The organism is Actinoallomurus vinaceus (assembly GCF_039542055.1).
Classification (GTDB): domain Bacteria; phylum Actinomycetota; class Actinomycetes; order Streptosporangiales; family Streptosporangiaceae; genus Actinoallomurus; species Actinoallomurus vinaceus.
In genome coordinates this window covers 282,849-307,846 of record NZ_BAABHK010000003.1, presented here as the reverse complement: position 1 = coordinate 307,846, position 24,998 = coordinate 282,849, and the positions used below count along the sequence as shown (strand labels likewise).

The following is a 24,998-nucleotide window of genomic DNA, read 5'->3' as shown; positions in this document are numbered from 1 at the left end:
GAGTGAGGATGAAGAACCGTCTCCCCGCGGCCTTGACGGCCGCAGGAGCCGCGGCCACCCTGGTGGCCGCGCTGACCGCGCCGGGGACCGCCCCGGCGTGGGCGGGGGTGGACCACGCCCCCCTCGCGCCGTCGGGCCTGACCGTCGGCGACCAGACCCGGCCGCTGAACGTCGAGGGCCGTCCGGCCTTCGGCTGGCTGCCCCGCGACGTCGACCCGGGCGAGGTCCAGACCGCGTACCAGATCAGGATCTCCGACGGCCGGAAGACGGTCTGGGACAGCGGGAAGGTCGCCTCGTCCCAGGAGTCGTACGTGGCCGGGCCGGACAACCTGGCGCACGGCACGAGCTTCACGTGGACCGTCCGCACCTGGGACCGCGCGGGCAGGACGTCGCCGTGGGCCAGGGCGGCCGCCTTCGACACCGGCATCGCGGACGCCGACTGGCAGGCGAGCTGGATCCGCCGTACGACGGGGGAGAAGGACGACTACACCTACGCCCGCAAGGAGTTCGCGGTCGGCCGCAGCCCGGTCGTCCGCGCCCGCGTCTACGTCGCCGCGAGCCAGCAGTACGACCTGTACGTGGGCGGCCGGCTCGTCGACCGGGGCGCGGCGTTCTCCTACCCCGGCGAGGGTTACTACAGGACGGTCGACGTCACGCGCCTGCTCAAGCCGGGCGGGACGGCCGCCGTCGGCGCGCTCTACCACTGGTACGGCCCCGGCCAGGGACGCCCGTCGGGCGAACCCGGCCTGCTGATGCGCGTCGTCGTCGACCACGCCGACGGCACCCGCCAGGTCGTCGTCACCGACGGCTCCTGGAAGGTCGGCCGCGCGCAGTGGAAGACCACGTCGTACCGCAACGGCGACGGCCGCGACTACATCGAGGACGTCGACGGCACCGCCGAACCGCTCGGCTGGGACCGTCCCGGCTTCGATGACGCGTCCTGGACCGCGCCGCAGGTGGTCGGCGCCCACCCGGCGGGCGTCTTCACCCACCTCCAGGGCCAGGAGTCCGCGCTCGCTTACGAGACCGTACGCCCGGTCAAGGTGACCAAGCTGTCCTCCGGCGCGGTCGTCGCCGACTTCGGCAAGATCATCCCCGCGGTGCCGCTCCTCCGGTTCCGGAACGGGACGAAGGGCACGGCGCTGACCATGACCGCCGGGTACGTGCTGAACACCGACGGCACGGTGTCCAACTCCAAGCACGACAACCAGGAGACCGACCTCACCTACCGCTACACCGAGCGGGACGGCGACCAGACCTTCCGCGCCTTCACGTACGAGGGCTTCCGCTATCTGCAGCTCAGCGCTCCCGCCGACGACATCGCCGCGGTCGTCCAGCACACCGAGGTCCCGTCCCGGGCCCGGCTGCGCACCTCGAACTCCGGCGTCGACGCCGCGTACGACCTGATGCAGCGCTCGGCGCTGTACGACTCGCAGGAGCAGTTCCTCGACACGCCGACCCGGGAGAAGGGCCAGTTCCTCGGCGACTCGGTCGACGTGTCCCTGGCCACCATGTCCGGCTGGGGCGAGCGCCGCCTCACCCGCAAGGCGATCCGCGAGTTCATCGCCTCCCAGGCGCGCTACTGGCCGGACGGGCGGCTCAACGCCGTCTACCCGAACGGCGACGGAAAGCGCGACATCCCCGACTACACCGAGATGTTCCCGGGCTGGGTGTGGGAGTACTACCTGCAGTCCGGCGACGCGACCACCCTGAACGACGCCTACCCGGTCATGACGGCCGTCGCCGACTACGTCCGCCGCTACATCGACCCGGCGACCGGCCTGGTCACCAAGCTCGCCGGCGGGTCGGGCGCGTACCAGTACGGCATCATCGACTGGCCGAACCGCTACGGCTACGACACCGACACGGTGGCCCGGACCGCCGTCAACGTCCTCGCGGTCGACGTCCTGAACGCCACCGCCCGCGCCGCCCAGACCCTCGGCAAGGACCCCAGCGCGTTCCAGCGCGACGCCGTCCGTTTGAGCAGCGCGATCAACGGCAAGCTGCGCCGCGCCGACGGCGTCTACATCGACGGCCTGGAGGCCGACGGCTCACAGAGCACCCACGCCTCCCAGCTCGCCAACGCCTTCGCCGTCGCGTACGGCCTCACCTCGGACGCCGCGGTGGTCGACTACGTGGCGAGCCTGGGCCTGCAGATGAGCCCGATGACCGTCCACTGGCTGATGACCGCCCTGGCCACCCGCCCGGACGACTTCGTCACCCGCCTCACCGACCCGAACAGCATCGGCTGGGCCAAGATCCTGGCCTCGGGCGGCACGTTCACCTGGGAGTCATGGGAGGCCTCGGACACAGGGGCCAGCATGTCGCACGGCTGGGGCGCGTCCCCGGTGATCGACGTTCAGCAGACCCTGCTCGGCGTCACCGTCACCGCCCCGGGCGCGGCCCAGATCCGCGTACGCCCGCCGGCGTCCGGCCTCGCCTCGGCGTCCGGCACGGTTCCCACCCAGCGCGGCGACGTCCGGGTGTCCTGGCACCGGTCGGGCGGCCGCCTGACCCTGTCCGTCGACGTTCCCGTCAACGTGAAGGCCGAGATCGACCTGCCCACCACCGGCAAGGTTTGGGCGACCGGCGACGCCCGCTCCCTGGGCGTACGCGACGGCCACACCGTGTACGAGGCCGGCTCCGGCCGCGTCACCTTCAGCGCCCAGAGCTGAGTCAGCCCTGACCGCGGACCGCCCGCCTCTCCGACCCGGAGGGTGGGCGGTCCTCTCCATGTCCAGACATCGGTGCGCCTTCTGGGAACCACCCAGGCCACGAGTCCATCTATTTGATCACGCCGGTGGATGCCGCGAATCGCGGATGCCCCAGGGGCAGGCCGAGCCCTGCTTCAGGGCAGGTGCCACCAGCCGGACGATGGGATGGGACACAGATGCGAGAGCGGGACCATGGCGTGCGCGCGTACCTGGCCAGGATCGGGCCGGTCATCGGGGCTTACGTCAGCACACTTCTCGTCGTCTTCCTCATTCTCCACAGCTGGTTCCTGGTGCTCCTCGTTGCGAGCGTCGCGTACCTCATCACGACGGCCGTTCTCGTCGCCCGCAAGCTTCGCCTGGCCGCGCTGACTGCTCTGGGGTGCACTCTTCTGTCCTTCGTGGCCTTCTTGGCGGCGGCGGTGTCCGCCATCCGATGGACCGGCAAGGAACTGGCCGAGGCGAAGTCATGCACCGCCACCGTCCTGGACGTGGACGACGGCCACCGGAGAACTCGTGGGACCTACGACGTCAAGGTACGGGTGGAACCACAGGGCGGCAGCGCACACAACGAGACACTGACCGCCGACATCAAGCCTCTGCGCCTGAGCCGGATCGCCGCGGGGGAGAACCGCTACGCCTGCAAAGAGAGCCGCAAGCGCTCATGGAAGATAAAGATCTATTGGGACAGCCCGGCCAAGTGACCGAGCGAACATGACGCGGCGGCGTACCTGCGCTGTCGCCAGGCCGGCGCGACCGATCCGACCCGTCCTTGCCGTCAATAGTGACGGCGCGAACAGCACAATTGGGACCGGACAGGGTCCGCAGCGGCGTCAATGTGACAACGACGACGGCAATGTGGGCCATGCCCGTGCGCAGCCATCGGAGCTGGACCGACCAAGGCTCGGCCGGCGCCCTCTTTCGCCGAGACTAGTCGGGGTCATAGGCCCGACAGCCCTCGGCGAGCGCTGCGCAATTTCCAGGGGCGACGGCCCCGGCATCCGCCGGGGCCGTCTGTACGGGGCGGTCAGAGGATGTGGTTGTAGCGGTAGGCGGTCCAGCCGATTCCGTTCCGCGGCTGGTCCGTGCTGAGCTGGTAGATCTGGTGCGCAACCGGGGTCGCGCCGAAGTCGTAGGCCCAGTAGGTGCCCGCGCGCTGGTCCGCCCACTTCTCGAAGAGGCGGACGTGACCGGCGGCGCCCGCCGTGCCCGAGCTGAGAATGCCGGTGTAGTCACCGGGCCGCATGGCGGTCCGGGAGACCTGCGTTCCGACGCCCGGCAGCGTCACCCTGGACAGGCTGCTGGTGAGGTGCAGGGCCATCGACACGTAGCCCGAGCAGTCCTGCCGGTACGTGTGGTCCGCGCTGTCCGGGTCCCGGTAGGAACTCGCCCAGTCGTACGGAATGCTGTCCCGGTTGTCGTACCAGTACTTCGCCCGGCTGATGACCTCCGCGCGGGAGATCTCGCCGCCGAGAGTGCTGCCCTTGGCCTCCGTCAATCAACGGGCGTAAGTGGTTCATCCGTCACTCGCTGAGCCGGCACCTACGCCGGCCGAACCTGACGTACGACGCGCTTGATCCCTATCACGCTTCGATACCGGTCTCGCGCGGCAAAATCGTTCATGCGCCACACGGCCGGACATCCGACCTCAGAACTGAGATGAAGAACCTGATCATCACCGACCCAGACACCGACATGAGCACCCCAAGCGTCGCTCGTGGCGTTGAAGAGAATCAGATCCAGCGGTCGGGCGGCCGAGACCCGTGTCGTCGCCCCCGTGTCGGCCCACAACTCGCTTGATCGCAACGCGGGCACCTCAAGCCCGAAGTGCCTGAGCACCTCATACGCGAACAACTGGCAGTTGGCGCCATCAGCGATGCCGGGATGCTCGGCCACCGCCTGCGATCCCGGATACCGGGCTCCGACATACCGGACAACCCAGAACCCGGGCGGAAGTTGAGTCAACAGCCCGCTCACGACACCCCATCCAGGTACTTATCCATGCCCGGGAGCTCCTGCACCGGGGTCACCAGTCGCGTACGGAGTCCACGCCGGACAGAAGGCTCTCTCGGGCCCACGGCAGGTCCCTTCCGAGGGTGTGTTCGGCCTCGGTCATGATGAAGTCGAGGGCCGCGAAGAGCTCTTCACGCTCCACCGTCTCGATGAACGGCGTGCGGGCGTCCAGCGCGTTGAAGCCTTCGCCATAACGGCGCCCGATCTCGAACAGCCGCGACGCTCGATCGTCGGTATCACTTTCGGCGAGCGCCGTCATGACCTCTCGTCGGATCGACTTGTACATCGTCAGCGCCTTCTTGTAACAGGCCTTGCCGATGTGCTCGCGGCCGTCCCAGTCGCGCAGCGGGTTGGCCTGGTTCTCGGCGATCCATTCGGGCCGGCGTGCGGCGGTGATGCGGACCTGGGTGCCGTGACGGATCTGAGGGCGCCAGGTCGAGCGCATCGCGGTGGCGTACACGGCCGGGACGCTGTGCAGATGCAGCGACTCCAGGGCGGGCACGCGTAGGGGCAGCAGGCGGTCCGACACGTCCATGCCGAAGAGGTCGCTGATGAGAATGCTCTTCAGCGACGTCAGCTCGTTGAGGTGCGACGCGTTGGAGAGCAGGCCCATGTCCCCGTGCAGGCGGAGGCGCGTCAGGTCGGGGAAGTGCTCGACGAGCCGGGCGCAGTCGAGGGACGTTATCCGTGTCACGGACAGGCTCCGGATGTGGCGGCGAGGCTCAGCCGGCTCGCTCAGGGCCTGGCTGATCTCGGCTCCGGTGCCGCTCATCGCATGTGGATCGGACCAGTCCCCTCGATCGCCGCCATCCCAGCGCCGTTGACGGGCGAGCTGCTCACCGAGCGGCCATCCGGAGGAGTAGGCGTTGGCGCGCTCGGCACCCAACAGGGGGAGTGAACCGATCACCTTGCAGCCGCGCGGGAGGAGCCATTCGTAGTTGCAGTGCGACAGTTGGCCGTCCCAGCTGTGGTGGGTGAGCCGGAGAGGCGCGACGTCACCGAGGCCGGCCGTTGACGCGGGCTCCGGGCCTGACCAGTCCAGCTCGAGCACGGTCGCCGTCTTCGACGCGGGGTCGAGGCTCGTGATCTGGGCGGCCGTCCACGCACCGAGAGCGTCGGAGAAGGCGGCGACGATGTCGCCGGCCGCGATCGGCCTCGGCGGCGTGGGCGTCGTACGGCTGGTCATGCCTTGGGATGGTAGGACCCGCTGACCGCATTCCGCCCCGGCGCCATGCCGTTCGTTCTGGCGCAGTGGGGGCACTGGATGTCGTGTCCGCCCGCGGTGAGTCCCTTGCCGTCGATGCCGTAGGGAACCAGGACCATCTGAAGCCGTCCGCAGGCGCAGCGGCTCCAGACCACGACGCCCTCGCTGGTGGTGTGCCGGGAAACGATGGTGTTCGTGTTGGTGTTCATGGCAGCAGCATGACCCCGGACGACCGTTGCGGTCTATTGCACGTTTTGCGGGTTATATGTGCAGAATGGTTTCATGATTGACCTGCGCCGGCTTCACATGCTCCGCGTGGTGCACCAGCAGGGCACGGTCACCGCGGCCGCCGAGGCCCTGCACCTCACCCCGTCGGCGGTCTCCCACCACATGCGCGAGCTCGCGCGCGAGCTCAAGGTCCCGCTCCTGGAGCCGCAGGGCCGCGGCATCCGGCTGACCCCGGCCGGGCGCCTGCTCATCGACCACGCCGACGCGCTGCTGGCCCGGTGGGAGGAGACGCAGGCGGCGCTGGAGTCGTACCGGGCGGGCATGACCGGACCGCTGCGCATCGCGGGCTTCACCACCGCGATCAGCGGCCTGATCGCCCCTGCGGCCGGGCGGCTGCGGCACAGCCATCCCGACCTCCTGGTGCAGGTGCGCGAGTGCGACACCGCGGAGAGTCTGGACCTGCTGGTGGCGGGCGAGGTGGATCTCGCGGTCGTGGAGCCCATCGAGGGCGGGCCGTCGCCGGATGACGCGCGGTTCGAGCAGAGCCCCCTGCTGGAGGAGCCGTACATCATGCTGGTGCCCGCCGACCACCCGCTGGCGCGGGCGGTGTCGGTGCGGCTGGAGGACGCGGCGGCCGAGGACTGGATCGTCGCCGACCCGGGCACCTGCGACCACGCCCAGCGGGTGCGGGTGCTGTGCGCGGCGGCCGGGTTCTCGCCGCGGATCGTGCACGCCGCCGCCCACTGGCCGGCGATCTGGGCGCTGGTCGGGAACGGGCTGGGCGTCTCGCTGGTCCCGCGGCTGGCCGAGGGCCCGGCGGGCCAGGCGGTCGTGCGGGTGCCGGTGTCGAGCGAGAACATGCCGACGCGGCGGATCCTCACCTGCGTGCGCCGGGGCAGCCGGCGGAACCCGCTCATCGACCTCGGGATACGGGCGCTGGAAGAGGCGGTGCGCGACCACCAGACCATGGACGACTGGCCTCGATCCGCCTGACGGCTCACCCGCTACGGCTAGGTCGCAATGCTGAGGCAGACGGGGCACGTCGCCGTGCCGTTGAGAGTCACCCAGCCGAAGACAGAGGGCGCGAAGGGAACCGAGCCCAGCTCCTTTCGCACCGCCGCCCGATATGCCCACGCGGCGTCCAGGTAGGGGTGGTAGACGTCGTGGAAGTCGCGAGACGACCAGGAGGCGCCGCCGGCGACGGCTCGTCGTAGGTCACGGAGCCGCTCGTACAGGGTCTGGCCCGCGGCGGCCACGTTCTCGCTGGCGTCGATGAAGAGACGTTCCCGGATCTCATGGATGCCCGCTTCGACGAGCGCGTCCCGGGTGGCCGTGTCCAGGTCGGGCCGGCTGCCGGGGTTCTGCGCGAGCCGGCGCAGCCGGGTGTGGCAGATCCCGGCCGCCACGATGAACTCGACGTACAGGTCCCGGGCCCGGGTCTGGCGGCCGCGCCGGGTCTCGCGGCGGTCGCGCAGGTGGTCGTTCAGAAGAGTGCCGGTGAGTGCGATGACCGCGCCGCTGCCCGTCGCGATCAACGTGGTCCACTCGAACGCCATCGCATCTCCCACGATTCTCGACTGTCGCCGCGCAACCATTACCAGGACATCATGCGGCCGAAGACGGCGATGGACGGCGATGTCGGACAGCCGCCGACGGTCACAGTCGTGGTGCGGTGGATCAGTTCATGCGGGGCGACTGATGGCCCGCGACGGTTTCGCCTGCGGAGACCTCGCTTCCAATGACAGCCTGACGAGGCGTACCATAGATGTTACGCTCATTCTTGGGGGTGAGTGCGATGACCAGCCTGTTCTGGAAGGATCTGGCGACCGACCTGGAGGATCCGGAGTTCCTCCGGGAGTACGTTCGCGAGTCGGTCCGCATCGCGACCGTGGATGCGATCATGAATGCGCTGGACCAGGCGCGGCTTGCCGAGGGCCTGTCCAAGGCCGAGGTGGCCAGGGCCATCGGAGCGGAGCCCGCGGTTGTTCGTCGCTTGTTCGCGGCGGGCAACACCAACCCCAATCCGACACTGGGAACCCTCGTCGACGTGGCCGCGGCCCTGGGACTGCGTATCAAGGTCGAGCCGCTGCCTGACGAGGAGCGGGAAGCGGTCACCGATCCGTTGCGGAGTGGCTCGGTCAGCCCGGCGGCGATCGAGCGGCTCGTCGCGTTCCGGTCCCAGCATGAGTCGACGCAACCTGCCTGAGCGCCGAATCAGCCGAGCGAACGCGGATTGCGCGCCAGATACTCGTCGCTTAGCCGGCGCACCCGGGCGTAATCGGCTGCGCGCACGTCACCCCAGTGGGAATGGACGGCCCGATTACCTGAAATACGGACATGGCCGAATGTCTGACGGACCTTTGGGACCAGGACCCCGGCGTTGGCGAGCGCGCGGATCCGGGCATCCTGCGTATTCCGCTGTACCGGCGTCTGTGTGCGGCTGACCAGCAATTTCGCCAGAGTCTCGGTGAATCGCCTAGCCTTTGCCATGGCGGTATCGGGATCGCTGTACAGGTACGACTCGGCGGCGGCCCCGTCCATCACCACCAGTGGCTCATGCTGCAGCAGGAAGCCGAAGTTCCGCGACCGTGCCGCCAGCTCATCGATCGGTTGCGTCATGACCCTCAGTCACTCCGGGAGTTGCGGAGAACGTTGCAGGATATACCTAGTCGTCGCTTCTGCCCAGTGGTTTCGGAAGCACCCCCGGAAGACCTCCTGAGCTGGGATAGGGGATGATGGTCGCGGCTGCATCCGCGCCGACCCCGATATCGCGAACTGTTCGCCTTGCTTGTCTTCGCATCCAGTGGGATCCTTCGGATAGCAGAGGCCAGGGGGCGGCGATGACTCGGTGGAGCGTAGATCCCGACGCAACGTTCGTGCGGCGACTGGGAAAATCTGCGGAAGAGTTGGGAAACATTAGTCAGGGCAAGACCTGCCCTGACATATGGGAGCTGAGTAACGGCGACATCGCCGTAGTCGGAACAGATATGACAGAGGCCTTCGCAGATCGTCTACCTAGCGATGTATCCGTCGGAGTCAATGAGCGCTTGGTCGTGATCCCGCGTAATATGGCCGTTTCGGCCAAACCGGAACTTCCTGATGCTTGATCAGATAGTCGGCCTGCCCGGTCCCGAGTTGGACCTGGCTTCCTATTCGGATGCCTATGACGAGGCGTACAAGCAGATCACTTTTTGGAAGCTGGAGCGGCGTCAGATCTTCCGAGAGCCGGGCTTTCCGAGCTGGGAGGCCTTCGCGGCGGGTAACTGGGAGCGTGCTCTCGAACTCAATGAGCGCGAACGTGACACCGTGAGAGCGAAGGTAGCGGATGACGACCGCCTCGGAGTCGAGTCGCGAAGGCTTCGGGTCGTGGAGCATCCGGTCACGCCGTACCTTCAGTGGGAGATGCAGTACTTTCGGCTACTGGCTGAGGCGGGCGAGGATCTCCGGGTGGTCGATGCATCCCGGGTCCAGCATCTGGAAGCCGACCGTCCGTTGCCGGAGATCGTGATCCTCGGGGACCGCGTCCTGTTCGAAGTCCTGTATGACGCGGAGGGGACGGCGTCCGGCGCTCGCCGTATCGACGCTCCGGAGGTCATCGCAGAGGCCGGCAGGGAAGTCGCTGACCTGTACACCACTGCCGAACCATTGCTCGACTACTTTGCGCGAGAGATCGCACCGCTTCCTCCGCCGACCCCCTGACGAGGGAAGTCATCGGTATGCGGCGCGGCGCGCCGAGGTCCACCAGGATCTCGCTGGTTGTTACCCTGCTGCTCATTGTGGTGCTGAGCGTTGGCCTGATAGGCGTTTCCCCGCTTGCGCTCGACGTCTTCCACGGTTCGGCGAGCCACTGGAATCGCCTGAGCTCAATCGGCCAGACTTACGGTGCCGCGTCGGCGGTCCTTTCAGTGCTGGCCGTGATCGGTGTCGCCGTGACGCTGGTTCTCCAGGCGCGCGACTCCAGGTCTATCCGGCTGCAGGCGATTCGCGAATCTCATACGCGTCTGCTGGAGATGGCGATGAACGACCCAGAACTGAACAAAGTTTGGGGACCATCTGGACTCTCTGATCCGTTCGTTCAGCAGCGTCAGAGCATGTATGCAAACATGATCGTCTCTCAATGGGAGATGTCCTACGCGACGCGTACGCTGACGGATGACCACCTCAGGCTGCTCGCTGCGGAATTTCTCTCCGGAACCATTGGAAGAGACTTCTGGACTCTTGCGCGCCGTGCCCGTTTGGACACGTCCGAGAGCAAGCTAAATCGACGTTTCCATGAGATAATTGACGAGGAATATCGGCGCTTGCTCAATACGCCAGCGATGCCACCTCCTGAGCCTGGGGAACTACACAACAACGCTCGGGACCGCCGGTGGAATCCTCTCGCCATCGGCCTGGCGGTCGCGGGCCTTGGGATAGTGATCCGGCTTATCCGGCGTCAGAAATATCGTTCGTTTCAGGTCGAGCAACGGCGTGATCGATTGTAGCCAGATCATGGCGCGCGCTCGATAGCTTGGCCACCTCGACGCAGTCTGCACCGCCCTGAGCGCTGCGGGTGCTCTTGCGCCATTGGGTAGCGATGAAGCCGCCTGACATCGTCATCTCAGGTTCTCCAACATCTTCGTGATCATTTTGATGGACTCACTCCGGGGATAGGACTCACCCATGACGAGGTCGAACCGCATGCGGTACTCGTTCACCGTAGTCGGATCCTGCGAGAGTTGATTGACGCCCGGTCCCTCATGGTAAGCGATCTCCGTATCGTCGCCGAGGGTCAAGATGATGAACATCCCGTCGAGGCCGGCTCCGATGATGGATTCGAACGGAAGTACCCGCACGTGGATGTTGGGTGAGCTGATCAGATCGCAGAGTCTGGCCAGCTGTGCCCGCATGACCTCGGGGCCGCCGACCGCACGGTGCAAGACCGCCTCGTCTAGGACGAACCACCCGTGTGCAGGTGTCTCGCGATCGAATACTGCGGCCTGGCGCTCCATACGAGCAGACACCCTCTCGTCGATCGTGGCAGGACTCTGGCCTGTTCTCGTAAGCGCTCGCGTGTAGTCAGCCGTTTGTAGCAGGCCAGGAACGATCTGTGGGGCGAACGCGCGGACGAGGGTGGCCTGTGCCTCCAACTCGATGAACTTGGGAAAACCTGGCAGGAGAACCCGGGTGCGGCGGTGCTTTCGGATCTTCTCCCAGTGCCGGTGAAACATCCCGTTCGCCGCGAAATACGTATCGAGATCTTGCGCGAACGCCTCAGAGGGAGGCTTCTCGCAGGACTCGACCTTTCCGATCCATTGCGGAGTGCAGCCGAGAGCCTCGGCGAGCTTGTTGCGGGAAAGGCCAGCCTCTTCGCGCCGAAAGCGCAACTCATCGGCGAAGGTCTCGAGCAGTGGGTCTTGGTCGCGCTGAGTCGGCATTGGACGTCTCCTGGTTTCCGCACCCACCGATCATGATTCCTGTCATGGGTGCCGTATGGGGGATTGGCGGTTCGTAGCTCACCGTAACCGATCCTGTGATTGTGGTCACTGGAATCCGAACGGCACATCGACGGGAGTCGCGGATGAATCGGTACACATCGGAAGACATTCGTGCATATGCGAAGTGGTTGACCCAGGAATGTCTGGCCGCGGGGCTGAGTGCCGAGGAGTACGGCGCCGAGATCTTCATACATGGAGCGAGTAACCACCTCAGCGAGAGAATCATCTGTAAGCTGGACGACCAGGGCCATCTCCGGTGGCACTGGTCGTGGGGAGTGCCGATCGGCCGCCTCAACGACTCGTCCCAGCTCCTTAGCGTCGACGACATCCAGGAGCTGATCCGGTCGATCAGCAAGGTTGTCTGCGTTCCGCTGCGACGAAGTGGGATGTGACGGTGACTCCCGAACAACGGCTTATGCAGTCGCTTCCGGCGCTCCGCGCACTCGTCGATTCCTTGGCGACGCGATCACCGTCGGAGGCGCGGGAACTGCTTCAGCTCGACTTCCTGGTCCGGAAGTATCCGGCCGCCGCACGGATGAGCCTGCAGCGCCGACTGCGGACCCACACGGATCTGCAAGCGCCGCCGGGATGGTGGCCAGCGTTGGACACGGGCGGGCTGCCGCTCTGGAGGTGGGCCAGCGGCCAGGTCTGCGTGGCGACCACAGACACCGACCAGCTCCGGTTCCTCGAGGTGGCCCTGGCACGGTTCGACGAGATGACCGCCGAAGAGCTCCACGGCTACCTGTTGTGCGGACCGGCCACGAGCGGGATCGAAGGCGAGCCGTACCGCACGGGCGGTGATGGAGAAACCTAAGGTCCCAGCAGGACGGGGAGGGCATCGGTGCCGTGCTGCACGAATCCGCGCGCCCCGTAGTAGAAGCTCGGCGGCGAGTCAGGGTCCAGGCGCACGTCCGGGCAAGCGGCGAGCAGTGCGGTCAGTGCGGCGCGCGCCTCGATCCGGGCCAGCGGGGCGCCCACACAGTAGTGCGGTCCCAGGCCGAACCCGAGATGACCGCCGCGCCGATCCAGGTCGAACCGCTCGGGGTCGGCGAAGGCCTCGCGGTCGAAATGTGCGCCGGCGGCACAGAGATAGACCATACTTCCCGCGCGCAGATCGGTTCCCGCGATCCGCGTGTCCTTCTGTACGAGCCGGTAGAACCCGGCCGACGGGTTGGCCCAGCGGAACGCCTCGTCGACCGCGGCGTCGATAAGGCTGACGTCGGCGCGGACGCGCGCGAGCGACTCCGGGTTGAGCAGCAGCGACGCGAGGGAGGACGACAGCATCTGGATGGTCGTCTCGAACCCGCCGAGCAGCAGACTCACCACGGCGACCGTGACCGTCTCCGGCGTGTACGCGTCCTCGCTCAGGTACGCCCGGATCACCTCGCCCAGCAGGTTGTCCCCGGGGTCCTCCCGCTCCTGTTCGACGAGTCGCCTCGTGTAGGCACTTAGCGCCGAGAAGGCCTCTTGTCCAGGACCGGCGAGTTCCTCGCGCATCGGCGAGCCCAGCCAGGTCACGGTGGCGCGCACCCACCGCAACCCTTGATCGCCGAGTTCGTCGGAGATGCCGAGCAGCGCGAGGAAGACCTCCATTGGGTACCGGGCGATCACCTCGTGGACGAGGTCCACCTTCGACTTGGCGGCCAGCGAGCCGAATACGCGCTCGGCGATCGGCGCCACGATCTCCGCGTACCTGGCGCTGGCCACCGCGCTGAAGAAACGATTGTGGATGCGGCGCTGTCGTCGGTGCTCCGCCCCATCATGGGCGATCATGGCGGAGCTCATCGGGCCCATGCCATAAGGCCGGGTGCTGAACGTGGCCGTATCCCGGAGAGTGGCCGTGACGTCGCCATGGCGTAATACGAGCGGTGCGCCCATGAATTCGTCGAAAATGATCGGATGTTCGCGGCCGAGCGCGGCCAGCCTGCGCCCGAAGGCCGCCGGGGAGTCGGAACGGAAACGGAATACGCTGTCCGCACTGGCGATCATTGGGCTCCCCCTGTCGGCCTGCGCGTCCATTACAACCGCCGCAACCGTTGCCGCACAACGGACCGTGGCGGCAGATAGCGGCCACGAAAGCCACCGATACATGGCCCCTTCGCCAGGACCCCAGCGATCGCACCTACGTCGGCCTGGCCGACCCTGTGAACAAGCCGGTGAGGAAGTTCTGCCGGCGAGCGCGATCTGTCCGGCACCGACTACGTCTACGTATGGGCCGACGGCATCCACCTGCGCATACGCCTCGAGGAGGCGAAGTCGTGCGTGCTCATGCTGATGGGTGTGCGCGCGGACGGCACCAAGGAGCTGATCGCCATGAGTGACGGCTACCGCGAGTCAGCCGCTTCCTGAGCCGACCTGCTGCGCGACTGCCGACGGCGCGGGATGCGCGCTCCCGTCCTCGCGGTCGGTGACGGCGCGCTCGGTTTCTGGAAGGCTCTGGCCGAGGTCTTCCCCGAGGCCCGCCATCAGAGGTGCTGGGTTCACAACCCCGTCGCCCTCGTCCGCGCCGGGGCCCGCTTCGAACGCGGCCAGCTCGTTGAACGGCCGCAGACAACCGCGGCATGAATAGGGTGGCGGACCTGCCTCGCAGTTCGAGATCATCCGGGCATGTCGGATGGCGCGCCAGGACAGGGCCTTCCGGTCGGCTTCGGGTTCCGGCCGTACCGCGGCGACGAAGACCACGGCGCCATGGCCGTGGTGCGGCTGGGTTGTGCTGAACGGGACCGGGTCGATGCCCATTCGGTCGTGGAAGGGCTCCCGACAGCGGCCGAGATCGCCGAAGCCTCTGCCAAGCTGCCGGAGCCGTCCAAGAACCAGATCCTGGTGGTGCACGACGGGAGCGTCGTCGGCTACTCGACGATCCGGTGGTGGCAAGAGCGGGACGACACGTGGCTATATCTGCACCGCGGCTACCTCTTGCCCGAGCATCGCCGCCAGGGCATCGGCTCAGCCATGCTGAGCTGGGCCGAAGAGCGGATCCGCCAACTCGTCGAACAGCATGGAACGGCACGGACGGCAGTAATCGGCGCGAACGCCATGGCCTCCGAGCAGGACGCCACCGCGCTACTGCTCGCAGCCGGCTACCGACGTGTCTTCAGCCTGGTCGAGCTGGAGCTGGGCAATCTACAGCAGTTTCCCGAGCGGGGCAGCGGACTGCCAGCCGGGATACGGACGGGACCGATCGGGACAAGCCACTACCGTGCAGCCTGGCGGACGGTCGTCGATTCGTATGCGGACAGCGGTTTCACTCAGAAATGGCCTTTCCAGGACTTCGTCGACACCGCCGACCCGGCATGCTGGAGGGCCGCCTGGAACGGGCAGGACATGGTCGGCGTCGCCCTCTGCTCCATCCGCCGCCACGACCACACCGTGGGCGAGGTCGAAGAGCTGAGTGTCCGGGCGGACCAGCGACGCCTCGGAATCGGCCGGGCCCTGCTGCTAGACGGGCTGCGAAGCCTTCGCGAGCAGGGTGCAACGACCGCCCGGCTGTTCACCGGCGCGACAAATCCGCACAGGTCCTACGATCTATACGAGAGTGCGGGGTTCCGACGGCAGAACGAGTACGTCCGGTACCGCAAGCCGCTTGCTTGATCGACCGGTCATTGGACTGTCCGGTCAATCCACAGGATTTGACAATTCATCCTTAGCACCTGCTCGTCGACACGAAGGAGCAGACCTTGCGACTCGCTTGCTTCCCGTTCCTGGTAGGCCTGCCAGCATTCGAGCAGACGGTCGTCTACGCGTCGCCTGTCGAGCGGGTGTCCCGTGTGCTGATCGTGTGGGACAGTGCGGCTACCTCGACACAGTCCGCGCCGCCTTGGCCGGCCGCCGCCTAGATGAGCCTGCAACGCCGGCAACGGGCCCAAGCCGACCTGCCCACGCTCCCCGAATGGTCACCGGTGCCGGACACGGGCGGGCTCCCGCTGCGGCGGTGGGCCGACGGCCCGGTCTGCGTGGCGACCGGCGACACCGACCAACTACGTTTCCTCGGCGTGGCTCTGGCGCGGTTCGACGAGATGACCGCTGACGAACTCCACTCGTATCTGCTGGCTGATCTGGCGGCCGCCGATACGAAACGCGGACCGCGTCGTACGGGCGGCGACAGGAAGGGCCGGTAGATTCCTGGTGCTTGAGCAGATAGCCGCGCGGCAAGCGATTAATCGGATACACGCGGCAGGCTCCTCGCGCGAACGAGTACCGCGGACCGGTCGGCGCGCAGTGCTCAGGCTTGCTAATCCGCCCACCACGCGGCTAACGCTTTTGTCTTTCAAGCCTGTGCACGTAGCGCAGCGAAACGTCCCGTAGGTCGATGCTGAGGGGGTAGGGGTCGTGCTCGTCCAGGAGCAGTCTGCGGAGGAACTCGACCATGCCGCAGGGGAAGAGTGTGAAGTCCTCGTCAGTGTGTCGGCCGCAGACCAGGACCGGCCACTGGTCGGGGTCGGGATCAGTGGTCAGCCAGCACAGGATGTCGGGGCCTGAGGTGACGCCCCAGGCGAGGATGTGGTCCGGGTCGATGTCGAGGCCTTCCTGACCGCCCAGCATCTCCCAGATGTCACGGGCGTTTTGCGTCTCCTCCTCGAAGGTCTCATCGTCCAGGTAGATGCTCTCCTTGGGCAACGGCATGAGGATGACGCCCCCGCCACGCCTGTCGGCGGCGTCGAACGAGCCAGCGCCATAGATGGACATGAAGGCCATGTAGTCGCGTGGGAACCGCGTGCCCCATCGCACCTCTGCTGCCGACCAATCGATTTCCTCGTCCGCACCGAGATCTGAAGGCAGGATCTTGGTCAGCGCTGCGATGCCCGTCAGGTCTTCCACGGCAATCCCTTCGTCAACGTGGCCGCGAGCCTACGAGGTCGCACCGACAAGCGCCGTAACAGACGCACTGGCGGGTCGGCGTGCAGGCTCGCTTCGCTGCCCTGCAGGTGGCTTACGGTCATCAATCGACAACTCTGCGCGAAACCCCTGTCACGCCGTCTTTCTGTTCGCGCGGGGGAGCACTCCACTGCGGACGCCGGTGAAGACACGTATTCCGGGGCCAGGTCCGAACTCCGCCAGGTGTCAGGGAGAAGCCTGGTCAATGAGGGCGCCGTGGGAGCCCGTCACAACTCCCTCCGGGCGGGCTTTGAGTCGGCGTTGTTCGCGCCGGGTATGCCAACGTCTTCGCTCACCTATCCGACGCGTCGGACACGGGCGGGCTCCCGCTGTGGCGGTGGGCCGGCGGCCAGGTCTGCGTGGCGACCGGCGACACCGACCAACTACGTTTCCTCGGCATGGCTCTGGCGCGGTTCGACGAGATGACCGCCGACGAACTCCGCTCGTATCTGCTGGCTGATCCGGCGGCCGAAGAGATGAAGCCCGACGATCCACGGCGGACACACTGACCCCGACGGCCGGGGAGGGCTCGCGACGTCTATCAAATCGGCAGAGGGCCGTGCTCAGAGCGACCGGGTCGGATCGATGCCAGATAGGTCTGTAGCGGGACGGCTGATCGGTGGAGCGTCGTAATCGTCTGTTCGAGTGTGGCGATGACCTCCGGTTCATGCGTGAGCCAGCCACCTGTCTGCAGGCCGACCTTGCGGACGCCGTAGTCGTGGATGAGGGTGGTGTGCCGGTTGAACAGGAGGAAGTCGAAGTGGTGCTCGTCCGGAAGGCGTAGAGCCGCATCACAGACGACGACTTCGATGCTCTCGCCCATGTCGGCGCGGATGCGGTAGCTCAGGAGCTCATAGGCGAGATAGTCGGTCAACGGTTCTTGCACGAGGCGCACCCTTGCGTACTCGATGCCTCGCCGGCGGACGTCCTCGTACAGCGGCCGGTCGGCTTCCGCCTCCTGCCGCAGGAGCGTACAAGCGGCCTCGATATCGCCACGCTCGTACGCCGCTTGTGACGCGCTTGCCTCGAGTTCCCGGTACGCCTGCCGGCATTCGAGCTTCAGGAAGCGTGACTCGATCCGCGACCACGCATCCGCGAACGCACTGCCGAACTCGTCGAGATCCAATCGAATGCTCTTTGCGAGCGCCCATGCCGGTGTGCGCATCTGGCCTTCCAAGATTCGTATTTGTGGCCGATTCGTTGGCGCAGCCGCCACTGCATCGATGTTAGGCCGGTGACCGGACCGGTGCGGGTGGTTACCTCCAATGCTCCGACCGTCAGGACGTACGATGATCGCGGACAGGTGGGATGCCGAGTGGACCGGTTGAGTTGGCGGGCAGGGGCCGGAGCCCTTGAGGATTGGCTGGCCGAGATCTTCGATCGCTTCGCCGCATCACCCGAGGGATTCTCGGTGCAGCGCGGCGGAGAGAAAACACCGCGCTTTGGCGGACCGCCGAACGGCTGCGACTACGACCAGAAGATCAGCTACACCTCTCCCCGCACGATCGACGCCCTGGTATCCGATCTCGCCGACGACAACGTGCTGGAGGTGGGCTTTACGGTCCACTCGCCGGATTCGTGGTGGCTGTGGGCGACCCCGCGCGACCGCGTCAAGACCGACTGGATCAAGGTGACCATGCCCGGCACGCGCATGTCGAACTGGCCGCTGCCCGCAACGCTGCGGGACGACCGCGATCTTCGCCGGGTGCTCGTCACGCTCGCCGGGATACTCGGTACGGAACCGCCCGACTACGACCCGGGAAGCGCGCGTGCGCGGTATCCCCAGCCGGTCGAGATCAAGAGACATGTCCGCTCGGACGAGTACTTGCTGTGGGTCACCGGGTGGGGACACGAGACGCTCAGCCTCCGTGGGGAGACCGTTCAGCTTGTGGACGACCTGGTCCGCCTGTTCCATCCACGGGACACGACGCCGCTCCCGCTCCGTTCGCTCGGCGACCTCGCCCACGTGTACGAGACGCTGATGGTCGAACTCGGCCGCCGGTGGGCGATTCAATGGGCCGAGCCGCTGCCGATACCAGGCGACGTCCGCCTACCGCCCGACACCCGTCTCGCCGTGACCAGGACGGTCGGCGCGGAACCGTCCTTGCAGGTCACGGCGGACGAGCTGCTCGTCGAAGCCGATCACCCGGCCCACTCGCTGCGGGAGAGGATCACGCTGCTGCTGTGCCCGCAGCTGTACACGCCCTGCGCGCCGGCCGACCTGCCGGCGTGGCTGCGGTCGCTGGAGAAGGGCGTGTTCGGCAGGTCGGGCATCTGGACGGTACGCGGCCGAGGGTGGCGGCCGCCGCGACATCGGGGCGCCGCCATGGTGGCTCGCGCCCTGCTCGAACAGGGCGTGACCGGGCACGCCTCGGTAGGGCTGGCATGCGCGGAGTTCCTGACCGTACAGGGCCTGCTGCTCGGCGGTGAGCCGGTGGAGCTGGCGGGACGGAGCAGAATCAAGAGCCGGTGAGCGCTGTTCGCCCTGCCGCCACGGACACCGCGCTTTCGGCCGGACCCAATGCGGCTGCCGACCGAGGGGGGCGAATGCTACTTGCGTTCACCCAGCGGGTTGGTCGGGCCTGTGCTATGTGATCCACATCGCGCGTCAAGAAGGCTTTCATGCCTTTTCGGTCGGATTAAACGCGGCGATCGATTCGACTGCGGTGGATGCACTGGGGGAGGTCATGAACAGTCAGAGTGGTGGGCGTAGGGCAGGTCTGGACACTGTCGGCACACAAAGAGGTAAATGCCTCCCATGTCGCCAAGCATCACGCCTGGCGCACGCTGGATCCGCCGCCGCTCTTCGTAGGGGAGGTCCAGGACGGTGCCCGAGGCGGGAGCGTCCTCTACGGGCAACCAGGTCTTCCAGGACTCTCCGTCGAACTCCGCGCTCTTCACGGTGAGCAAGTGGTCCATGCGCCGACCGCAACTTGTGCAACTAGGCCAGAACGGCTCCTGGGTCCAGCTCGGGTATCCACCGACCTTGATGCCGGGCGCCACCGACAGGTGGGACCAGTACGACCAGTCGCTGTCGTCCTCCAGTTCCTCGAACCGCTCTTCCAACTCCTCGGCGAGTTCCTTCGGGAGATCCCAGTTGGGGTATTCGACGACCTGTTCCGGGTGCAGCACACACGGATCCGGGAGGTACTCCTCGCAGGCGCCTTCGGGCTGCGGCGGAGTACTGAGCACCGGGCCGCGCATGGAGCTGTCCTGCCAGAACAGCTCCGGGCGGGGAACGTAGCCGTCCTCGTGGTCGAAGGGGCACCACAGGAGCTGCAGCACGTCCTTTCCTGCGGGAAAGGGCAGGTCGGGGACGTCCGCGGCGAACAGCTGGAGCACCGGCACCAGAGGCTGCGGACCCGCATGTGGAGGGGCGTACGCGGTGGGCGGGTGATCGTCACTGCAGTAGGGCCAGGGCTGAGACTGCGGCCAGAGCATCGGCCCGCCGACCGAACTGTCCCGCATCCCTGGTGCCCCGACCCGCGGATGGAGCCGGAGGGCATCACGGCGGAAGGCTGCGACCTCAGGAAAGAGAGCCTCCACCTCGACAGGACGCGGCGGGGTGGTCCGAGTCATCGCAGGCAACTCCCGGGGATGAGATCAGTGAGAACCGGGCACTCTCCTCCGATCGTCCTGGTCACGTCGGATGAGGTCGCCACCAGCGTGACCATATCGCCCGAGCACTGGCCACATGGGTGAGTGCCGCGACATCCGCCGACCGGGTGAACCATGCGTGTCCACGGTGAAGACGGGCTGCTTCTGGCGGGCGTACGGACACCTGGCGAGGCGACGACCTGCGACGTCCCCGTATGATCGCGGTGTTTCGGCCTCGCTTTTATGGAGTTTTAGTGCGATACGGGATCGTCCTCACAGCCGTCGCCGTCGGTTCGCTCGTCGCCGGGTGCGGTGGTGGCGGGACCAAGCAGAAGACCGCACACTCGTCGTCGCCGAGCGCCTCGCCCGCGGCCGCCACCCTGACCGAGGCGCAGGCGCGGGCCGTCTTCGCCAGCTACGAGAAGGTGAACAACGAGGCGAACTCCAAGGTCTCGGACGCGCTGCTGCGCCAGAACGAGACCGGGCCGATGCTCGAGGTCGACCTGGCCGGCAACAAGCGCATCCGGGCCAAGCAGGAATCGAAGATCAAGCCGTTCTACTACAAGAGCCCCCAGTTCTTCATCCCGCACGGCGTGAGCCCGGCCTGGTTCGCGGTCCTCGCGCCGGTGACCACCGGTGACAAGGAGTATGTCGTCTTCGCCGACACCGGCGGCGGCAAGTACAAGGCGGCGATGGGCGCCTGGCTCGCGAAGGGGCAGCAGTTCCCGTCGATCGCGCGGGGCGCGGACGGCTCGGTGACGGCCGTGACGACCGGACCGGCCCTCGACGTCGGCACCCGGCTCTCCTCGTACCTGTCGTACGTCGCGGCCCGTCAGAAGGCTCCGGAGGGGTTCGCTCCCGGCCCGCTGACCTCGAAGCTCGGTCAGCGCTGGGCCAAGGACGTCTACAAGATCAACAGCGGCAACCGGTGGCGGGGCCGCTCCGAGTGGGCGCCCCGGACGCAGCCCGTCTACGCGTTGAAGACCACCGACGGTGGCGCGCTGGTCCTGAGCCCCTCGGTCCAGGCGCTGGTCTACACGGCGATCCAGCCGAACGTGTGGTACAAGCCGCCTACGGACTTCTACGGCCTGGGACCGAAGCGCTACTACCACCGCTTCAGGGGCGAGTGGCTGTGGACGTTCGCGACCCACGTGCCGCCCCAGGGCCAGGCATCCGTCGTGGCCAGCGGCGTACACGCGATCAGCGCGACCGGGAGCTGACGCGCACGACCGCGCGCGGAGTGCCGAGAATGAGCGCAGAGGTATTCCGCTATACGGAATTCATTTCCAAAATATCCAGTCACGGCGAGTGACCGTTGGTGTCGGTGCGGGCCGTCGCGGCGGCGACCGCCGCTCCATTCGTCAGTCGACGTGGCGATCGATCTCCTCCGTCACGACCTTCCGGAGCAGCTCGGCCGCCTGGGTGAGCCGGGCCGGCGGGAAGCGGTCCTTCGGCGCGGTGACGCTCACCCCGGCCGCCGGGACCGTGCGCCCCAGGAAGACCGGGATCGCGGCGCAGCGCACGCCCTCTTCGCTCTCTTCCATGTCGAGCGCGTACCCCTGCTCACGGATGCGCCGCATCTCCTCCGCCAGCGCCGACGCCGAGGTGATCGAGTGCCGGGTCCTGGCGGCCAGTGGCCCGTTGGCCTTGGCCCAGAGCCGGATCGCCTCGTCGGTCGGGTAGGTCCAGGCGAGCAGCGCCTTGCCGACCCCCGTCACGTGGGCCGGGTTACGTCCCCCGATAACCGAGGACATGGTGATCGGGTGGATCGCCTCGACCTTGTCGACGTACACGACTTCGGCCTCGTCCAGCACCGCCATGTGCACCGTCTCGTTGAGCTCCTTGCGCAGCCGCACCAGGACCGGCTGGACCAGCGCCCGTAGGTCGAGCCGGTCGTGGAAGCGGAACGCCGCCGCCATGAGCTCGCTGCCGAGGAAGTAGGGCCCGTTGGGCTCGGGCTGGGTCGCGAACCCCCGGTGCTTGAGTGCGCCCAGCAGCCGGTGCAGCGAGCTGCGGGGGAGGCCCGAGCGGACCGCGAGATCCTCCAGGGTCATGCCCTGCCCGCTGTGGGACAGCAGCTGGATGATGCGCAGCGCGCGGTCGACGCTGCCGACGGGCGACTGTTTGTCGGTCATTCGCTTCGGCTCCTCGATTCCGTATAGCGGAATCCTAGCCCGTATTGCGGATTGCTGCTACATTCGCGGCGTGATGAAGGCACTGGTCTTCACCGCACCGAGTGTGGTGGAGCTCTGCACGGTCGATGAACCCTCCCCCGACGCCGGCGAGATCGTCCTCGAGGTGGCCACCGCCGGAATCTGCGGCAGCGAGCTCCACGGGGTGCGCACCCCGGGCTTCCGTACGCCCCCGCTCGTGATGGGCCATGAGTTCGCCGGGACCACCTCCGACGGCCGCCGCGTCGCGGTCAATCCCATCATCTCGTGCGGCCGCTGTGACCTGTGCGTCCGTGGGCGCGGACACCTCTGCCGCGACCGGGCGATCCTGGGCGTCCACCGGCCGGGCGGCTTCGCCGAACGCGTCGCGGTGCCCAGGTCCGCACTGCACGACCTGCCCGACGGCATGTCCTGGACCGCCGCCGGCCTCGTCGAGCCCGTCGCCAACGCCGTGCACGTCTGGAACCTCGCCGGCCGGCCCGACGGCGCCCGGGTCGGGGTGATCGGCTGCGGGTCGATCGGGCTGCTGTGCATGCGGATCGCCCGTGCGTGGGGGGCTTCGTTCATCGCCGCCGCCGACACCTCCGAACAGCGCCGTGCGGTGGCGCGCGAGGAGGGCGCCGACCGTACCGGACCGGCGTTGGAGGGCGAGTTCGATGTGATCGTCGACGCCGTTGGGCTGCCCGTCACGCACGCCGCCTCCCTCACACGGCTCGCCCCCGGCGGTACCGCCGTCTGGGTCGGCCTGGCCAGCCCGGAGGGCGGATTCGACGCGACCGAGCTCATCCGCACCGAGAAGCGGGTGCTCGGGTCGTTCGGCTACACCGGCGAGGAGTTCGCCCAGGCGGTCGAGGCGGCGGCGGAGTGGGACCCGGGCTGGGTGGACACCTTCCCGCTCACCGACGGGGCCGCGGTGTTCACCGGCCTGATGAACGGCGGCGCCGAGCCGGTCAAGGCCCTTCTCTCCCCACGGAGCGACCGATGAACGTCAGTGACGGCTTCCGCGACCTGCGGGTCCCGCCCGGGATGGTGGCGATCTGCGCGCTCGGGCAGGCCGGCTTCCTGGTCAAGGGCGCCGCCGGCACCGTGGTGGCGATCGACCCCTATCTGTCCGACCGGCTCGCCGTGAACTCCGAGTTCGGGCCGCCCGGCCGGTGGGCGCGGCGTTTCCCTCCGCCGTTCGCCCCGGCGGACCTGGACGCCGACATCGTCGTGATCACACACGAGCACGCCGACCACTTCGACCCCGACACGCTCGCGCCCGCGCTGGCACGCCGCCGCTTCACCGTGGTGGCCCCTCCGGTGCTGGAGGCCGACGTGGAGCGGCTCGGCGCGGACTTCCAGCCGGGCCTGGCAGGACGCGACCTGGAACTCGACGGCGTGCGGATCCACCCCGTACCGGCGGCGCACGCCCCTGACTACACCGGGCCGGACTGCTACGACGTCATGGTCCAGGACGGCGCACATCGCTTCCTCGGCTACGTCGTCGAGGTCGACGAGGGCGTCACCGTCTACCACGCGGGCGACACGGTCCCGCATCCGTCGATCGACCGCGCGCTGACCAGGCTGCGGCCCCGCGTGGCGCTGCTGCCGGTCAACGGCCGCGACCGGATCCGCGAGGAGATGGGCATCGTGGGGAACCTGACCATCGGGGAGGCCGCGCACCTGGCGGGCGCCGCCGGTGCCCGGTGGCTGCTGCCCAGCCACTACGACCTGTTCGAGGTGAACTCCGAGTCGATCACCACGTTCGTGGACGTGCTCGACCGGCGGTTCCCCGATCAGGAGTACCTCGTCCCCAAGGTGGGGCGGCCCATCGTCCTGGGAGTGTGAACATGTCACGACAGGCCATCGCGGTGCCGGCCCGTACGCCGGTGGCGATCGGGCTGCTCGGCATCCTCGTCGAGATCGACGCCGTCCTCTACCTGCCCGGCGAGGGACCATGACCGCCCGAGGACGGATGCGCTGATGCGGGGACTCGACGGCAAGGGTGTGCTCATCACGGGCGGCACCAGCGGTATCGGCAGGGCGACGGCCCGGCGCTTCCTCGAGGAGGGCGCACGCGTCTTCGTCTGCGGGCTGGACGGCGTCGGCGAGACCGTCGTGGAACTGGCGGAGCTCGGCGAGATCGCCGGGACCGCCGGCGACGTGTCGCGGGAGGACGACGTCGCGCGGATCGTCGCCGAGGCGACGGACTTCCTCGGTACCGTCGAGGTGCTCATCAACAACGCGGGCACCGCCTGGCGCGAGCCGTTCCTGGAGATCACGCCGGCGCACTGGGACGCGCTGCTCGCGGTGAACCTGCGCGGCATGTTCCTCGTCGCGCAGGCGGTGAGCCGGGCGATGGTCGCCCGGGGGACCCGCGGCGTGGTCGTCAACATGTCCTCGACCAACGGCATCGGCGGCGAGGCGGAGTACGCCCACTACAACGCCAGCAAGGGCGGCGTGCTCCTCCTGACCAGGACGATGGCGGTCGAGCTCGGCGTCCACGGCATCCGGGTCAACGCGGTCTGCCCCGGCTACATCCGGACGCCGCTGAACGCTTCCATCACGCCGGACAAGGGGTTCGTCGCCGCGTACGAGCGGGACCACATCCCTCTCGGCCGAGCCGGCCGCGCCGACGAGGTCGCGGCGGTGTACGCCTTCCTCGCGTCCGACGACGCGTCTTTCATCCACGGAGCCGAGCTGGTCGTCGACGGCGGTCAGCTGGCGATCATGTAAGGAA

General features: G+C 67.6%; 29 protein-coding genes and 1 pseudogene. 17 read left to right on the top strand and 13 right to left on the bottom strand.

Translation table 11 applies throughout. The annotated features are described in order from the left end of the window. The first annotated feature begins 8 nt into the window (after window positions 1–8). Both ABEA24_RS12525 and ABEA24_RS12520 read left to right on the top strand, forming a co-directional pair. Entirely contained in the window at window positions 9–2,675 is a 2,667-nt protein-coding gene (locus tag ABEA24_RS12525) for a family 78 glycoside hydrolase catalytic domain (protein WP_345430917.1), read from the top strand. A 215-nt stretch (window positions 2,676–2,890) separates the two neighbouring features. After that, the gene (locus ABEA24_RS12520; protein WP_345430916.1) at window positions 2,891–3,415 is read left to right on the top strand and encodes a hypothetical protein; all 525 of its coding nucleotides are present in this window, start codon (window positions 2,891–2,893) and stop codon (window positions 3,413–3,415) included. A 323-nt stretch (window positions 3,416–3,738) separates the two neighbouring features. Here ABEA24_RS12520 and ABEA24_RS12515 read toward each other — a convergent pair whose 3' ends face one another. The 4 genes from ABEA24_RS12515 to ABEA24_RS12500 form a co-directional block, all read right to left on the bottom strand. Further along, window positions 3,739–4,209, bottom strand: a complete 471-nt coding sequence (locus ABEA24_RS12515; RefSeq protein ID WP_345430915.1) for a hypothetical protein — start codon at window positions 4,207–4,209, stop codon at window positions 3,739–3,741. Between the two features lie 44 nt (window positions 4,210–4,253). Continuing rightward, window positions 4,254–4,607: an NlpC/P60 family protein gene (locus ABEA24_RS12510; RefSeq protein WP_345430914.1), complete on the bottom strand. Its 354-nt coding sequence runs from the start codon at window positions 4,605–4,607 to the stop codon at window positions 4,254–4,256. A gap of 130 nt (window positions 4,608–4,737) precedes the next feature. Then, window positions 4,738–5,910: a hypothetical protein gene (locus ABEA24_RS12505; RefSeq protein ID WP_345430913.1), complete on the bottom strand. Its 1,173-nt coding sequence runs from the start codon at window positions 5,908–5,910 to the stop codon at window positions 4,738–4,740. Then, a complete protein-coding gene (locus ABEA24_RS12500) occupies window positions 5,907–6,137 on the bottom strand; it encodes a hypothetical protein (protein ID WP_345430912.1) in 231 nt (76 codons plus the stop codon). The genes ABEA24_RS12505 and ABEA24_RS12500 overlap by 4 nt, the downstream gene beginning before the upstream one ends. Window positions 6,138–6,210: 73 nt before the next feature. On the opposite strand from ABEA24_RS12500, the gene ABEA24_RS12495 reads away from it, so the two are divergent. Next, window positions 6,211–7,149 carry a LysR family transcriptional regulator gene (locus tag ABEA24_RS12495; RefSeq protein ID WP_345430911.1) on the top strand — a complete coding sequence of 313 codons (939 nt, stop codon included), beginning with the start codon at window positions 6,211–6,213 and terminating at the stop codon, window positions 7,147–7,149. A 17-nt stretch (window positions 7,150–7,166) separates the two neighbouring features. On the opposite strand, the gene ABEA24_RS12490 is transcribed toward ABEA24_RS12495, so the two are convergent. Beyond that, window positions 7,167–7,712, bottom strand: a complete 546-nt coding sequence (locus tag ABEA24_RS12490) for a hypothetical protein (protein WP_345430909.1) — start codon at window positions 7,710–7,712, stop codon at window positions 7,167–7,169. 239 nt (window positions 7,713–7,951) lie between these two features. Here ABEA24_RS12490 and ABEA24_RS12485 point away from each other — a divergent pair, with 239 nt between their 5' ends. Beyond that, window positions 7,952–8,362, top strand: coding sequence for a helix-turn-helix transcriptional regulator (locus tag ABEA24_RS12485; RefSeq protein WP_345430908.1), 411 nt, complete (start codon window positions 7,952–7,954; stop codon window positions 8,360–8,362). Between the two features lie 8 nt (window positions 8,363–8,370). Here the strand turns inward: ABEA24_RS12485 and ABEA24_RS12480 are convergent, their stop codons facing one another. Then, on the bottom strand, window positions 8,371–8,775 hold the full coding sequence (locus tag ABEA24_RS12480) for a DUF4145 domain-containing protein (RefSeq protein WP_345430907.1): 405 nt from the start codon (window positions 8,773–8,775) through the stop codon (window positions 8,371–8,373). A gap of 480 nt (window positions 8,776–9,255) precedes the next feature. Between ABEA24_RS12480 and ABEA24_RS12475 the strand changes: the two genes are divergently transcribed. Both ABEA24_RS12475 and ABEA24_RS12470 read left to right on the top strand, forming a co-directional pair. Continuing rightward, window positions 9,256–9,855, top strand: coding sequence for a DUF6879 family protein (locus ABEA24_RS12475; RefSeq protein ID WP_345430906.1), 600 nt, complete (start codon window positions 9,256–9,258; stop codon window positions 9,853–9,855). Window positions 9,856–9,872: 17 nt separating this feature from the next. Beyond that, window positions 9,873–10,640, top strand: a complete 768-nt coding sequence (locus ABEA24_RS12470; protein WP_345430905.1) for a DUF6082 family protein — start codon at window positions 9,873–9,875, stop codon at window positions 10,638–10,640. Here ABEA24_RS12470 and ABEA24_RS53495 read toward each other — a convergent pair. Continuing rightward, on the bottom strand, window positions 10,582–10,749 hold the full coding sequence (locus tag ABEA24_RS53495; RefSeq protein WP_425551188.1) for a DUF397 domain-containing protein: 168 nt from the start codon (window positions 10,747–10,749) through the stop codon (window positions 10,582–10,584). The two genes, ABEA24_RS12470 and ABEA24_RS53495, sit on opposite strands and share 59 nt — an antisense overlap. A gap of 2 nt (window positions 10,750–10,751) precedes the next feature. Then, complete coding sequence (locus tag ABEA24_RS12465; protein ID WP_345430904.1) at window positions 10,752–11,573, bottom strand: helix-turn-helix domain-containing protein; 822 nt, start codon at window positions 11,571–11,573, stop codon at window positions 10,752–10,754. A 143-nt stretch (window positions 11,574–11,716) separates the two neighbouring features. Here ABEA24_RS12465 and ABEA24_RS12460 point away from each other — a divergent pair, with 143 nt between their 5' ends. Next, complete coding sequence (locus ABEA24_RS12460; RefSeq protein WP_345430903.1) at window positions 11,717–12,025, top strand: hypothetical protein; 309 nt, start codon at window positions 11,717–11,719, stop codon at window positions 12,023–12,025. Between the two features lie 62 nt (window positions 12,026–12,087). Continuing rightward, window positions 12,088–12,447: a hypothetical protein gene (locus ABEA24_RS12455; RefSeq protein WP_345430901.1), complete on the top strand. Its 360-nt coding sequence runs from the start codon at window positions 12,088–12,090 to the stop codon at window positions 12,445–12,447. Here ABEA24_RS12455 and ABEA24_RS12450 read toward each other — a convergent pair. Then, entirely contained in the window at window positions 12,444–13,418 is a 975-nt protein-coding gene (locus tag ABEA24_RS12450) for a cytochrome P450 (RefSeq protein WP_345430900.1), read from the bottom strand. The genes ABEA24_RS12455 and ABEA24_RS12450 overlap by 4 nt on opposite strands. Window positions 13,419–13,808: 390 nt before the next feature. Here ABEA24_RS12450 and ABEA24_RS12445 point away from each other — a divergent pair. The 3 genes and pseudogenes from ABEA24_RS12445 to ABEA24_RS12435 form a co-directional block, all read left to right on the top strand. Continuing rightward, window positions 13,809–14,141: pseudogene (locus ABEA24_RS12445) on the top strand (transposase); the annotation flags it as partial. 237 nt (window positions 14,142–14,378) lie between these two features. After that, window positions 14,379–15,224 carry a GNAT family N-acetyltransferase gene (locus ABEA24_RS12440; RefSeq protein ID WP_345431430.1) on the top strand — a complete coding sequence of 282 codons (846 nt, stop codon included), beginning with the start codon at window positions 14,379–14,381 and terminating at the stop codon, window positions 15,222–15,224. A 245-nt stretch (window positions 15,225–15,469) separates the two neighbouring features. Then, complete coding sequence (locus tag ABEA24_RS12435) at window positions 15,470–15,751, top strand: hypothetical protein (protein ID WP_345430899.1); 282 nt, start codon at window positions 15,470–15,472, stop codon at window positions 15,749–15,751. A gap of 133 nt (window positions 15,752–15,884) precedes the next feature. On the opposite strand, the gene ABEA24_RS12430 is transcribed toward ABEA24_RS12435, so the two are convergent. After that, complete coding sequence (locus tag ABEA24_RS12430) at window positions 15,885–16,451, bottom strand: SMI1/KNR4 family protein (RefSeq protein ID WP_345430898.1); 567 nt, start codon at window positions 16,449–16,451, stop codon at window positions 15,885–15,887. Between the two features lie 416 nt (window positions 16,452–16,867). Between ABEA24_RS12430 and ABEA24_RS12425 the strand changes: the two genes are divergently transcribed. Then, complete coding sequence (locus tag ABEA24_RS12425) at window positions 16,868–17,017, top strand: hypothetical protein (protein ID WP_345430897.1); 150 nt, start codon at window positions 16,868–16,870, stop codon at window positions 17,015–17,017. 32 nt (window positions 17,018–17,049) lie between these two features. On the opposite strand, the gene ABEA24_RS12420 is transcribed toward ABEA24_RS12425, so the two are convergent. Continuing rightward, entirely contained in the window at window positions 17,050–17,634 is a 585-nt protein-coding gene (locus ABEA24_RS12420) for a DUF6879 family protein (protein WP_345430896.1), read from the bottom strand. Window positions 17,635–17,823: 189 nt separating this feature from the next. Here ABEA24_RS12420 and ABEA24_RS12415 point away from each other — a divergent pair, with 189 nt between their 5' ends. After that, window positions 17,824–18,981, top strand: coding sequence for a hypothetical protein (locus ABEA24_RS12415; RefSeq protein WP_345430895.1), 1,158 nt, complete (start codon window positions 17,824–17,826; stop codon window positions 18,979–18,981). Between the two features lie 212 nt (window positions 18,982–19,193). Here the strand turns inward: ABEA24_RS12415 and ABEA24_RS12410 are convergent, their stop codons facing one another. Next, on the bottom strand, window positions 19,194–19,976 hold the full coding sequence (locus ABEA24_RS12410; protein WP_345430894.1) for a DUF1963 domain-containing protein: 783 nt from the start codon (window positions 19,974–19,976) through the stop codon (window positions 19,194–19,196). 383 nt (window positions 19,977–20,359) lie between these two features. On the opposite strand from ABEA24_RS12410, the gene ABEA24_RS12405 reads away from it, so the two are divergent. After that, the gene (locus ABEA24_RS12405) at window positions 20,360–21,325 is read left to right on the top strand and encodes a DUF8094 domain-containing protein (protein WP_345430893.1); all 966 of its coding nucleotides are present in this window, start codon (window positions 20,360–20,362) and stop codon (window positions 21,323–21,325) included. Window positions 21,326–21,466: 141 nt separating this feature from the next. On the opposite strand, the gene ABEA24_RS12400 is transcribed toward ABEA24_RS12405, so the two are convergent. Further along, the gene (locus ABEA24_RS12400; protein ID WP_345430892.1) at window positions 21,467–22,240 is read right to left on the bottom strand and encodes an IclR family transcriptional regulator; all 774 of its coding nucleotides are present in this window, start codon (window positions 22,238–22,240) and stop codon (window positions 21,467–21,469) included. A 73-nt stretch (window positions 22,241–22,313) separates the two neighbouring features. Here ABEA24_RS12400 and ABEA24_RS12395 point away from each other — a divergent pair, with 73 nt between their 5' ends. The 3 genes from ABEA24_RS12395 (at window position 22,314) to ABEA24_RS12385 (ending at window position 24,994) form a co-directional block, all read left to right on the top strand. Continuing rightward, the gene (locus ABEA24_RS12395; RefSeq protein WP_345431429.1) at window positions 22,314–23,261 is read left to right on the top strand and encodes a zinc-binding dehydrogenase; all 948 of its coding nucleotides are present in this window, start codon (window positions 22,314–22,316) and stop codon (window positions 23,259–23,261) included. Beyond that, entirely contained in the window at window positions 23,258–24,106 is an 849-nt protein-coding gene (locus tag ABEA24_RS12390; protein WP_345430891.1) for an MBL fold metallo-hydrolase, read from the top strand. The genes ABEA24_RS12395 and ABEA24_RS12390 overlap by 4 nt, the downstream gene beginning before the upstream one ends. Window positions 24,107–24,241: 135 nt before the next feature. After that, window positions 24,242–24,994: an SDR family NAD(P)-dependent oxidoreductase gene (locus tag ABEA24_RS12385; RefSeq protein WP_345430890.1), complete on the top strand. Its 753-nt coding sequence runs from the start codon at window positions 24,242–24,244 to the stop codon at window positions 24,992–24,994. Window positions 24,995–24,998 lie beyond the last annotated feature (4 nt).